Source organism: Pseudomonas sp. KH_024_B2 (assembly GCF_057839965.1).
Map to the genome: position 1 here is coordinate 561232 of NZ_CM174502.1, position 11705 is coordinate 572936.

At 59.9% G+C, this 11705-nt stretch carries 10 protein-coding genes; 5 read left to right on the forward strand and 5 right to left on the reverse strand.

The window, feature by feature from the left end; all coding sequences use genetic code 11:
- The first annotated feature begins 63 nt into the window (after positions 1–63).
- Both AC3I0A_RS02595 and AC3I0A_RS02600 read left to right on the forward strand, forming a co-directional pair.
- Entirely contained in the window at positions 64–2550 is a 2487-nt protein-coding gene (locus AC3I0A_RS02595) for a circularly permuted type 2 ATP-grasp protein (RefSeq protein WP_489376091.1), read from the forward strand.
- Entirely contained in the window at positions 2550–3440 is an 891-nt protein-coding gene (locus AC3I0A_RS02600; RefSeq protein WP_489376092.1) for a transglutaminase family protein, read from the forward strand. The genes AC3I0A_RS02595 and AC3I0A_RS02600 overlap by 1 nt, the downstream gene beginning before the upstream one ends.
- A gap of 133 nt (positions 3441–3573) precedes the next feature.
- Here AC3I0A_RS02600 and AC3I0A_RS02605 read toward each other — a convergent pair whose 3' ends face one another.
- Positions 3574–3762 carry a hypothetical protein gene (locus tag AC3I0A_RS02605; RefSeq protein ID WP_489376093.1) on the reverse strand — a complete coding sequence of 63 codons (189 nt, stop codon included), beginning with the start codon at positions 3760–3762 and terminating at the stop codon, positions 3574–3576.
- Between the two features lie 68 nt (positions 3763–3830).
- Positions 3831–4418, reverse strand: a complete 588-nt coding sequence (locus tag AC3I0A_RS02610) for a cytokinin riboside 5'-monophosphate phosphoribohydrolase (protein ID WP_489376095.1) — start codon at positions 4416–4418, stop codon at positions 3831–3833.
- Positions 4419–4764: 346 nt separating this feature from the next.
- Between AC3I0A_RS02610 and azu the strand changes: the two genes are divergently transcribed.
- Positions 4765–5211, forward strand: coding sequence for an azurin (gene azu / locus AC3I0A_RS02615; protein ID WP_489376096.1), 447 nt, complete (start codon positions 4765–4767; stop codon positions 5209–5211).
- A 148-nt stretch (positions 5212–5359) separates the two neighbouring features.
- Here azu and nadE read toward each other — a convergent pair whose 3' ends face one another.
- From nadE to AC3I0A_RS02630, 3 genes are all read right to left on the reverse strand, one after another.
- Positions 5360–6187: an NAD(+) synthase gene (gene nadE / locus AC3I0A_RS02620; RefSeq protein ID WP_489376097.1), complete on the reverse strand. Its 828-nt coding sequence runs from the start codon at positions 6185–6187 to the stop codon at positions 5360–5362.
- Positions 6188–6190: 3 nt separating this feature from the next.
- Positions 6191–7417: a nicotinate phosphoribosyltransferase gene (gene pncB, locus AC3I0A_RS02625; RefSeq protein WP_489376098.1), complete on the reverse strand. Its 1227-nt coding sequence runs from the start codon at positions 7415–7417 to the stop codon at positions 6191–6193.
- Between the two features lie 143 nt (positions 7418–7560).
- On the reverse strand, positions 7561–8466 hold the full coding sequence (locus tag AC3I0A_RS02630; RefSeq protein ID WP_489376099.1) for a LysR family transcriptional regulator: 906 nt from the start codon (positions 8464–8466) through the stop codon (positions 7561–7563).
- 176 nt (positions 8467–8642) lie between these two features.
- On the opposite strand from AC3I0A_RS02630, the gene amaB reads away from it, so the two are divergent.
- Together amaB and amaA are read left to right on the forward strand one after the other, a co-directional pair.
- Complete coding sequence (amaB, locus tag AC3I0A_RS02635; protein ID WP_489376100.1) at positions 8643–10133, forward strand: L-piperidine-6-carboxylate dehydrogenase; 1491 nt, start codon at positions 8643–8645, stop codon at positions 10131–10133.
- A gap of 115 nt (positions 10134–10248) precedes the next feature.
- Positions 10249–11532, forward strand: coding sequence for an L-pipecolate oxidase (gene amaA / locus AC3I0A_RS02640; protein ID WP_489376101.1), 1284 nt, complete (start codon positions 10249–10251; stop codon positions 11530–11532).
- The last annotated feature ends 173 nt before the right edge of the window (positions 11533–11705 follow it).

Sequence of the window (11705 nt, forward strand, 5' to 3'; positions counted from 1 at the left end):
GCGTATCCGGGCGTCATCGGTCTGCGTTAATCTGCCTTTTCCTTGCTGTCTGCCGAGCTTTCCATGCCTGACCTGCTTGACCGCTACCCGCTGACGACGGGCACTTATCACGAATTGCTCGACGACAGCGGCGCGGTCCGCCCGCACTGGCGTCGGCTGTTCGACCAATTGCAACGCAGCACCCCGGCGCAATTGGCTCAGCGTCAGGCGCTGCTGGCCCGGCAGATCCAGGAAAACGGCGTGACCTACAACGTCTACGCCGACCCCAAGGGCGCTGATCGCCCGTGGGAGCTGGATCTGCTGCCCCATGTGATTGCCGCCGATGAGTGGCAGCAACTCGCCGCCGGGATTGCTCAGCGCGCGCGCTTGCTCAATGCGGTGCTGGCGGATCTGTACGGTCCGCAACGGTTGATTGCCGAAGGGCTGCTACCGGCCGAGCTGGTCTTCGGTCACAACAATTTCCTCTGGCCTTGTCAGGGCATTGCGCCGCCTGACGGAGCCTTTCTGCATCTGTACGCCGTGGACCTGGCGCGTACCCCCGATGGTCGTTGGTGGGTGACGGCGGATCGGACTCAAGCCCCATCCGGTGCCGGTTATGCGCTGGAAAACCGCACCATCGTCTCGCGAGCGTTTCCCGAGCTGTACCGCGATCTGAAAGTGCAGCATCTGGCCGGGTTTTTTCGCACCCTGCAAGAAACCCTGGCTCGCCAGGCACCGAGCGGTGATGAAGCGCCGTTGGTGGTGCTGCTCACCCCGGGGCGTTTCAACGAAAGTTATTTCGAACATCTGTATCTGGCCCGCCAGCTCGGCTATCCGCTGGTCGAGGGCGGTGATTTGACCGTGCGCGATGCCACGGTCTACCTGAAGACCCTGAGCGGTCTGCGTCGGGTCCACGCCATCATGCGCCGGCTCGACGATGATTTCTGCGACCCGCTGGAGCTGCGTACCGACTCGGCTCTCGGTGTGCCGGGACTGCTCGATGCGGTGCGTCAGGGTCGGGTGCTGGTGGCCAATGCCTTGGGCAGCGGGGTGCTGGAGTCGCCGGGCTTGCTGGGGTTTCTGCCAAGGATCAATCAGTTTTTGTTCGGCGAAGAACTGATCCTGCCGTCCATTGCCACCTGGTGGTGCGGTGAGCCGCCAGTGCTGGCTCAGGCGCTGGAAAAGCTGCCGGAGCTGTTGATCAAGCCGGCCTTCCCCTCACAAAGTTTTGCGCCAGTGTTCGGTCGCGATCTGAATGACCAGCAGCGCCAAGCCTTGGCCGAGCGCATGCAGGCTCGGCCTTATGCCTATGTCGCCCAGGAGTTGGCGCAGTTGTCCCAGGCACCGATCTGGCAGGCCGAAGACGGCCAATTGCAGCACCGGGCTATCGGCATGCGGGTCTACGCGGTGGCCAGCGCCGACGGTTATCGCGTATTGCCCGGTGGTTTGGCCCGGGTCGCGGCCGAGGCTGACGCCGAGGTGGTGTCGATGCAGCGCGACGGTGCGAGCAAGGACACCTGGGTGCTGGGCGAGCGCGCGCCGAGCGGCGAGCAATGGAAGACTCAACGGACTATCGGCGTGCACGATCTGGTGCGCCGTGATCCTTATCTACCCTCGCGGGTGGTGGAAAATCTGTTCTGGTTTGGCCGTTATTGCGAGCGTTGCGACGACAGCGCCCGACTGCTGCGGATCATGCTGGCGCGGTATGTCGACGGTGATGATCCGCAGGCGTTGCAGGCTGCTGTCGATCTCGGTGAGAGCCTGATGCTGCTGCCGGAGGAGGGCCAATTGCCCGAGCGGCTGCTGGCGGCTTTGCTCGGCGATGACTGGTCGTTCAGCCTGCGCTCCAACTTGCAGCGCTTGCAGTGGGCGGCCTCCCAGGTGCGCGGCAAGCTCTCGCGGGAGAACTGGCAGGCGCTGGTGGAACTGCAACGCGAAGCCCTGGAGCTGGAAACCGAAGAGCCGGATTTTGGCGAGTTGCTGGATTTTCTCAACCGCCTGGTGATGTCGCTGGCGGCACTGTCCGGTTTTGCCCTGGACGATATGACCCGCGACGAAGGCTGGCGTTTCTTGATGATCGGTCGGAGGCTCGAGCGGTTGCAGTTCCTCAGCAGCAGCCTGGCGGCGTTCCTGCGCGGTGCTGCGGCCTTCGATCAAGCCGGACTGGAATGGCTGCTGGAGCTGGGCAACAGCAGCATCACCTACCGCTCGCGCTACCTGGCGGTGGCGCAGTTGATTCCAGTACTCGACTTGTTGCTGCTCGATGAGCAGAACCCTCACGCGGTGTTGTTCCAGTTGAAACTGGTGACACGCACTCTCAAGCGTTTGAACGACGACTTCGGCGTACCGCGAGAAACCGGCCTTGCTCAACTGGTCGAGCGCCTGGCGCGCTTCGACCTGAGCTGCCTGGAAAACTCCCTGTTCGGCGAGGCCAGTGTGCGCGCCGCCCTTGATGGCTTGGCGGACTTGCTACAAGAAGTCGCCGATGCCGGCGGGCAAGTGTCCGATCGCCTGGCATTGCGGCATTTCGCCCACGTCGATGATGTCAGTCAGCAAACGGTGTCCGTCTGATGAGCACCCATTACCAGATCCTCCACGATACCCACTATCACTACGACAGCCCGGTATCGCTGGCCCAGCAGCTTGCTCACTTGTGGCCACGCTCTTGTGCCTGGCAGCGTTGCAGCGAGCGACAACTGCTGATCAGCCCGGAGCCGACCTCACGCCGCGATGAGCTGGATGTGTTCGGTAATCCGCTGACTCGACTGGCCTTCGAACGACCCCACGATGAACTGCTGGTCAATGCCCGGCTGACGGTCGAAGTGCTGGCCAGGCCCGTGCTGGACTTCAATCAGTCGTTGGCCTGGGACGCGACCCGCAGCGCGCTGACTTACAGCAGTCAGCCGATTGGCGCTGATCTGCTGGAAGCCTGCCGCTATCGCTTCGAATCGCCTTACGTGCATTTGAAGAGCAGCTTCGTCGAGTTTTCCGAGAGCTGTTTTCCCGTCGGACGCCCGTTGTTACTGGGGGTTCAGGCATTGATGGAGAAGATCTTCAGCGAATTCACCTTCGATGCCGAGGCGACCCAGGTCGCCACCCCGCTGGTGGAAGTGCTGGAGCGTCGGCGTGGGGTTTGTCAGGACTTCGCGCACTTGATGCTCGCGTGCCTGCGCTCCCGTGGGCTGGCTGCGCGATATATCAGTGGCTACCTGCTGACCCAGCCACCGCCGGGCCAACCGCGGCTGATCGGGGCTGATGCGTCCCATGCCTGGGTCTCGGTGTTTTGCCCGGTGCTGGGCTGGGTCGATTTTGACCCGACCAACAACGTGCAGCCGGCGCTGGAGCACATCACTTTGGCCTGGGGGCGGGATTTTTCCGACGTTTCGCCGTTGCGTGGGGTGATCCTGGGCGGCGGCAGCCATGATCCGGAGGTCCGGGTGACGGTGATGCCGTTGGAGTAACGAAGATCCAATGGGATAGGCTAGTCGTTTCTGGCTGGGGGAATTCAGGATTGGACTGTGAGGGTCAGCAGCGTAACTGCTGACCCTGGACACAGATCCGGTGGGCCTGATCAGATCATTGACCCTGCGGGACTCAGGCGTCAGGCGCCTGATCTTTCGGTGCTTCAACATCATCGGCAGTCACTTCACCTTCTGCATCGGGGTTCAGTGCAGCCGCTTCTTCTTCAGCAGTAGCTTTCTTGCGTTGAAGCTTTTCCTCTTTCTTCTGCTCTTTAGCCAAGTCTCTCTGACGTTTGGCGAACGAGTAATTAGGTTTAGCCATGGGCGATCCTCTGGGGTCGAAGGTGAGGTTGAGCGGCGCGTATTCTGCCTTTAAACAGGGCTCAAGGGTTAGCTGGGTTTTTCCCCGGTCCATTTTGGCGGCACCGAGGGTTGCCAGGCATCCAGCGCGTCCAGCAATTGTCGCGGCGATTCGCTCACTTGCAGCATGGCACGGTGATGGTCGCGAACGAAGCCTTCGCCGACGACATGATCAAGAAAACCGGTAAGTTTCTGGTAAAAACCGTTCACTTCCAGCAAGCCCAGCGGTTTGCCGTGGTAACCCAACTGGCCCCAGGTCCAGACTTCGAACAGCTCTTCCAGGGTGCCCAAACCGCCGGGCAGGGCGATAAAGGCGTCGCTCAACTCAGCCATGCGGGCTTTGCGCGCGTGCATGCCGTCGACCACTTCCAGGCGGGTCAGACCTTCGTGGCCGATTTCCGAGTGCTTCAGGCTTTGCGGGATGATCCCGATGACTTCGCCGCCGGCCGCCAGCGCAGCATCGGCGACGATACCCATCAAGCCGACCGCGCCGCCACCATAGACCAGGGTCAGCTTGCGCTTGGCCAGTTCCTGCCCCAAGGCAATCGCTGCTTCACGGTAAGCCGGATTGGTGCCAGTACTGGCACCACAAAATACACAAACAGACGCTAATGACATGCCTTACTCCGCGGTCAGTGACGACCTCAGAGTAATGGCAGGTTGGCATCTCTCCAAGCGTTAAACCTCGCGTTGCGAATTTTCACAGGTACCGCTGGCACCGCAAGCGTAAGCGGCAAGCAAACTGCGAAACAGACTACTAAGGTGCATGGCAGACACTCCGGATGGTGATGACGACCCGATCATAGGTCCGCGTCTGGCGTTTGGCTGGTTGATTCTTTCGATCAGCGTCATAGCCTGAAAGTTGTATACAATTTCTTGCTTCAGGTCATAGGAACTTGCGCCAATTTCAGGCAGTCTTCATTCCATATGCCTTTTTTTATTAACCCTGCCTTGGAGATTCACCATGTTTGCCAAACTCGTTGCGGTTTCCCTGCTGACACTGGCCAGCAGCCAATTGATGGCTGCAGAGTGCAAGGTCGATGTCGACTCCACCGATCAGATGTCCTTCAACACCAAGGAAATCACCATCGACAAGAGCTGCAAGACCTTCACCGTCAACCTGGCGCATTCCGGCAAACTGCCGAAAAACGTCATGGGGCATAACTGGGTGCTGAGCAAAACCGCAGACATGGCTGGCATCGCTACCGACGGCATGGCGGCCGGTATCGACAAGCACTACCTGAAAGAAGGCGATACCCGCGTCATCGCCCATACCAAAATCATCGGCGGTGGCGAGAAAGACTCGGTGACCTTCGATGTCTCGAAACTGACGGCCGGCGAAAGCTACGAGTTCTTCTGCTCGTTCCCGGGCCACAATTCGATGATGAAAGGCGCTGTTGTCCTGAAGTAAGCAGGCTCATGTGGGAGCGGGCTTGCCCGCGAAGGCGGCCTGATGAGCAACACCATGCTTAACCAGATCGCCATAAACACAGTCAACAAAAAGCCCACTGATGGTCAAACCGTCAGTGGGCTTTTTGTCGTCTGCGTCCAACCGTGGTTTACGGCGCGAACGGCATCACACGCTTATGGTGGGTTTTCTTGTAGGTGTCGCAGATGATCTTGAACGCTTCCTCACGCACCGGTTGGCCGTGCAGGAACGCATCGATCTCTGCGTAGGTGACACCGTGGGAGGCTTCGTCGGGTTTGCCGGGGGACAGGTCTTCAAGATCGGCAGTGGGGATTTTCTCCACCAGCGATTCCGGTGCGCCGAAGTATCGAGCGATGGCGCGAACCTGATTTTTCACCAGCCCGCTCAATGGCGCGAGATCGCAGGCGCCGTCGCCAAACTTGGTGAAGAAGCCCATCACTGCTTCCGCCGCGTGATCAGTCCCGATCACCAGGCCCTGAGCCGCGCCGGCGATGGTGTACTGCGCGACCATGCGCATCCGTGCCTTGGTGTTGCCCAGGACGAAATCCACCCAGACCGCTTGCTTGCCTTCAAAGGCTGCAACTTCGTTGGCCAGCGACTTGACTGACGGGCCGATGTTCACGGTGTGGCGCTCGTCCGGTGCGATGAAGTCCACCGATGCCTGAGCGTCGTGCTCATCGAACTGGGTTTCATAGGGCAGGCGTACGGCGATGAAACGGTACTGTGGGTCTGCGGTTCGTTCGCGCAGTTGTTCCATTGCCCGTTGGGCCAAGAGGCCGGCGGTCAGGGAATCGACACCGCCGCTGATACCCAGTACCAGAGTCTTGAGCCCGGAATTGAGCAGGCAGTCCTGGATAAAGGTAATCCGCCGGGCGACTTCCGCCTCAAGGGCGGCCTGGTCGGTAAATGGCGGTTGGACCTTGAGCTGTTCAGCAATTTCGCGCTGTACGGCTTGCATGATTCACTCCTTGCTTGATGTGCCAGAAAGGGCGGCAGGTACTTTGAAAACGTGGCGCAAATAAGCGACGAAGTTCGGATCCGTGCAATGGGTCTTGCCCGCTTCATCGGAAATCTTGGCGACGGGCTGGCCATTGCAGGCGGCCATTTTAAGCACGATGCTCATCGGCTCGACACCGGGAATATCGCATGTCAGGTTGGTACCGATACCAAAGCTGACATTGATCCGACCCTGCAGCGCACGAAAAATCTCCAGGGATTTGGGCAGTGTCAGGCTGTCGGAGAACACCAGAGTCTTGCTCATCGGCTCGATGCCCAGCTTGTGATAGTGCGCGATGGCCTTTTCGGCCCAGAGAATCGGGTCCCCGGAGTCGTGGCGCAAACCGTCGAACAGCTTGGCGAAGTACAGATCGAAGTCGCCCAGAAAAGCATCCATGGTGATGCAATCGGTCAGCGCGATCCCCAGCAGGCCGCGGTATTCGCGGACCCAACAATCGAGAGCGGCAATCTGGCTGTCGATCAATCGAGGGCCGAGTTGCTGGTGGGCCATGATCCATTCGTGGGCCATGGTACCCAGTGGCTTCATGTCCAGTTCGCGAGACAGGTGCACGTTGCTGGTGCCGACGAATCGTCCGGGGAAGTCGTGCTTGAGCACGTTGACCACTTCTTCCTGAACCCGGTACGAGAAACGCCGACGGGTGCCGAAGTCGGCGACTTGCAGGTGTGCCAGTTCATCGGCGCTAGCGTTGGCCGTCAGCCAGTCAAACTTGCGGTACAGCTGTTCGCGGGCCTGCTCCAGGACGATCTCGCGGTAGCGATAGCGGTTATGCACTTCGCTGACGATCGCCAGCAGCGGCACTTCAAAGAGGATGACATGCAGCCACGGACCGCGCAGGCGGATGAACAACCCGCCGTTTTCGATGCCGGTATGGATGTAGCGCAGATTGAAGCGGAACAGCCCGAGAAAACGCAGAAAGTCCGGCTTCAGAAAACTGATGTGTTCCAGAAAGCTCAATTGATCAGCGCTCAGGCGCAACTCGGCCAGACGCTCGATCTGATAACGAATCTCCGCCAGATACGGGCGCAGATCCTCAGTGTTACGGCAGCGGAACTCCCATTCGACTTCAACGTTGGGGTAGTTGTGCAGCACCGCCTGCATCATGGTCAGTTTGTAGAAATCGGTGTCGAGCAGGTTCTGCACGATGCGATCGGCAAACACACTCTCGCTCATAACGGGAATCTCCAGGCTGGTCGCCGCCTGGGCCGCGACATCTCAGCTGTTTCAATGAATGGGGCTAGTGGCGCATATCGGCGGCCTGCTTTGCCAGTGTTTTTTGCATTCCCATGGATTCACGGCGAGACGTTACGCGGGCATCAAGGTACAGCGGGGCTTTCCACCTGCTCCAACATCCACTTCACAAAATCACGGACCTTGGGCACTTCCGCCGAATGCTCCGGATAGGCCAGGTAATAGGCGTCGTTGCTGGGCATTGCGTGCTGCCATGGAATTATCAGTTTGCCGTCGGCCAGCTCTTCCTCCACCAGAAACCGTGGCAATAGCGCCACGCCGCAGCCCACCTGGGCGGCGCGGATGCACATATAAAAGGTTTCGAAGCGCGGACCGTGATAGCTGTGCTCGGTGTGGTAGCCCTGGCTGCCGAACCAGTCGTGCCAGGCCTGAGGGCGGGAGGCATTTTGCAGCAGCACCAGTTCGCTGAGTTGCGTCGGATCGGTGAAGGGTTTGTCCGGCAGGCTACCCGGCGCACAGACAGGTACCAGCTCTTCGCCGAACAACCTCAGGCTCTCGGTGCCGGGTCGCGAGCCCTGGCCGAAGTAGAAGGCCAGATCGCTGCGGCCCTGCAACAGGTCGTCGGCCTCCTGTTCGTTGCACAGGTCCAGATGGATATGCGGGTGACGCAGGCGCCAGCCCTTGAGTCGTGGCACCAGCCAGCGTGCGCCGAAGGTCGATGGCGTGGAGACTCGCAGGACTTCGGTTTCACCGCCGTAGGAGCGCAGGTAAAGGGTCGACATCTCGACCTGGGTGAGGATTTTTCGCACCTCGACCAGATACAGATCACCGGCCGGGGTCATTTGCAGGCGTCGGCGAACGCGGCGGAACAACAGGTGCTGGAGCAATTCTTCCAGCTGCGCGACCTGTTTGCTGACTGCGCTCTGAGTCAGGTTCAGCTCTTCGGCGGCGCGAGTGAAGCTCAAGTGACGAGTGACCGCCTCGAAGCACTGCAACGCGGTGATCGATGGCAGGTGGCGTTTATTCAGCATGGGTGGGCCCTTGTTCTTGTCTCAGCGCTGCTGTGCCGATGCAGCATGAATAAATGGAATGATATCTCTCCTAAAGGTCGTTTGTTGGCAAGTCTCAGTGCGGCTACAACTAGAAATCTGAATAGTCGCGTTTGCGGGCTACGAAATTTCTGTTTTCCATGTTGAGGAGTGACCCCATGGTTGCCGCATTGCTTGATCGTCTTGGTGTGAACCCGGCGCTGTACCAGAACGGTAAACAGCCTGTGCACTCGCCGATTGACGGCAGTCGTATTGCCGCCGTGAACTGGGAAGGCGCCGCAGAAGTCGAGCAGCAGGTCAGTCGCGCAGAGCATGCGTTCGAACTCTGGCGCAAGGTTCCGGCGCCCCGCCGTGGCGAGTTGGTGCGTCAACTGGGCGATATTCTGCGTGAATACAAGGCCGATCTCGGTGAGCTGGTGTCCTGGGAGGCGGGCAAGATCACTCAGGAAGGTCTGGGTGAAGTGCAGGAAATGATCGACATCTGCGACTTCGCGGTCGGTCTGTCTCGTCAGCTGTACGGTTTGACCATCGCTTCCGAGCGTCCGGGTCACCATATGCGTGAAACCTGGCACCCACTGGGGGTGATCGGGGTGATCAGCGCGTTCAACTTCCCGGTCGCGGTCTGGGCCTGGAACACTACGCTGGCGTTGGTCTGTGGCAACGCAGTGATCTGGAAACCGTCGGAGAAAACCCCGCTGACCGCACTGGCCTGTCAGGCGTTGTTCGAGCGCGTGCTGAAGAACTTCAGCGATGCGCCGCAATACCTCAGTCAAGTCGTCATCGGTGGTCGCGATGCCGGTGAAGCGTTGGTCGACGATCCGCGTGTGGCCTTGATCAGCGCCACCGGCAGCACCCGCATGGGCCGTGAAGTGGCACCGAAAATCGCCGCACGTTTCGCCCGCAGCATTCTTGAACTGGGTGGCAACAACGCAATGATCCTCGGCCCAAGCGCCGACCTCGACATGGCGGTACGGGCGATTCTGTTCAGCGCGGTCGGTACCGCCGGCCAGCGTTGCACCACCTTGCGTCGCTTGATCGCTCACGAATCGGTGAAAGAAGAAATCGTCAGCCGTCTCAAAACTGCTTATTCCAAGGTGCGCATCGGTCACCCGCTGGAAGGCAATCTGGTTGGCCCGCTGATCGACAAGCACAGTTTCGAGAACATGCAGGACGCGCTGGAGCAGGCCTTGAGCGAAGGTGGCCGGGTGTTCGGTGGCAAGCGCCAACTGGAAGACCAATTCCCCAACGCCTACTACGTATCGCCGGCCATCGTCGAAATGCCGGAGCAGAGCGATGTGGTCTGCACTGAAACCTTCGCGCCGATTCTGTACGTGGTGGGTTACAAGGATTTCGCCGATGCATTGCGCTTGAACAACGCCGTGCCACAGGGCCTGTCGTCGTGCATCTTCACCACTGACGTGCGTGAGGCTGAACAATTCATGTCGGCGGTGGGCAGCGACTGCGGCATCGCCAACGTCAACATCGGCCCGAGCGGCGCGGAAATCGGCGGCGCCTTTGGCGGCGAGAAAGAAACCGGCGGCGGCCGTGAGTCCGGCTCCGATGCATGGCGCGGTTATATGCGCCGCCAGACCAACACCGTCAACTACTCGCTGGAGTTGCCGTTGGCGCAGGGCATCACTTTCGACTGAAGACCGCTTTCGCGGGCAAGCCCGCTCCCACAGGTTATATGTAATCCATGTGGGAGCGGGCTTGCCCGCGAAGCTTTTGCTTTTGTTTGTTAGGTTTCATTTTCGGAGTCTGGCAATGCCGTTACGCGAAGAATGTCTATGGGAAGAACTGACGCCGCAAAGGCCTGACAATGCCGCGCTCAAAGGCGAGGTAACGGTGGATGTCTGCGTGATCGGCGCCGGCATAACCGGTCTGTCGGCGGCGATTCATCTGCTTGAGCAAGGCAAGCGGGTGTGCATACTCGAGGCCCATCGCACGGGGCATGGTGGTTCCGGACGTAATGTCGGGCTGGTGAACGCCGGGATGTGGATCCCTCCGGACGAGATCGAAGCCGGTTTCGGTGAAGCGGTCGGCAGCCAGCTCAATCGCATGCTCGGCGCGGCGCCATCACTGGTGTTCAGCCTGATCGACAAATACAACATCGATTGCCAGTTGCGCCGCGAGGGCACGCTGCACATGGCTCACAACGCCCGTGGCGAAGCGGACCTGCGCAGTCGCGAAGAACAATGGAAGCGTCGCGGTGCCCCGGTGGAGTTGTTGACCGGTGCTGCCTGCGAAGCCGCCACCGGCACCAAAAAAATCGCCGCGGCTTTGCTTGACCGGCGTGCTGGCACGCTCAATCCGATGGCCTACACCTGCGGTCTGGCCAAGGCTGCGGTTGGACTGGGCGGTCAATTATTTGACCATTCGCCGGTCACTCAGCTTGAGCGTCAGGGCCAGCGCTGGTCGGTGCAGACAGCTCAGGGGTCAGTGCTGGCCGAGCAAGTGGTGATCGCTTCCAACGCTTACACCGAAGGCGAATGGACCGAACTGCGACGTAACTTCTTCCCCGGTTATTACTATCAGGTGGCCTCAAAACCGCTGACCGAAGCAGCCGCGCAACAGATTTTGCCCGGCGGCCAGGGATCCTGGGATACCCGTCAGGTACTGAGCAGCATTCGTCGGGATGCCGAAGGGCGTCTGCTGCTCGGCAGTCTGGGTAATGGCAATCAGAAACCGGCCTGGTTTCTGAAATCCTGGGCCGATCGGGTTCAGCAGCATTATTTCCCTTACCTCAAGCCGGTGGAGTGGGAGTACACCTGGACCGGTTGCATCGCCTTCACACCCGATCACTTGATGCGTTTGTTCGAGCCGGCGCCCGGTTTGGTGGCAGTCACCGGGTATAACGGTCGCGGCGTGACCACCGGCAGCGTGGTCGGCAAAGCCTTCGCCGATTACCTGTGTAACGGAAATCCTCAAGCCTTGCCGATCCCCTTCGCGCCCATGCAACCATTGGCCGGAGTCGGGTTGCGCAGCTGTTTGTACGAGGCGGGCTTCTCTCTGTATCACGCGGGCCAGTGCTTGCGGATTGTTATCTGATTGTCGAAATGTGTTACAGGATGCGGCGCTTTTTGGCTTTGCGGCTAGCCTGTAGTGGTGCGGGTTGTAGCAGTCTCGCACCGACAGTGTGCACTTCGGTGACGCAGGCTGTTACAGGCTGGTTGCACATCATTAAGTGCGCTGGTTGCAATGATGGCGCTTGCTGGTTGCGC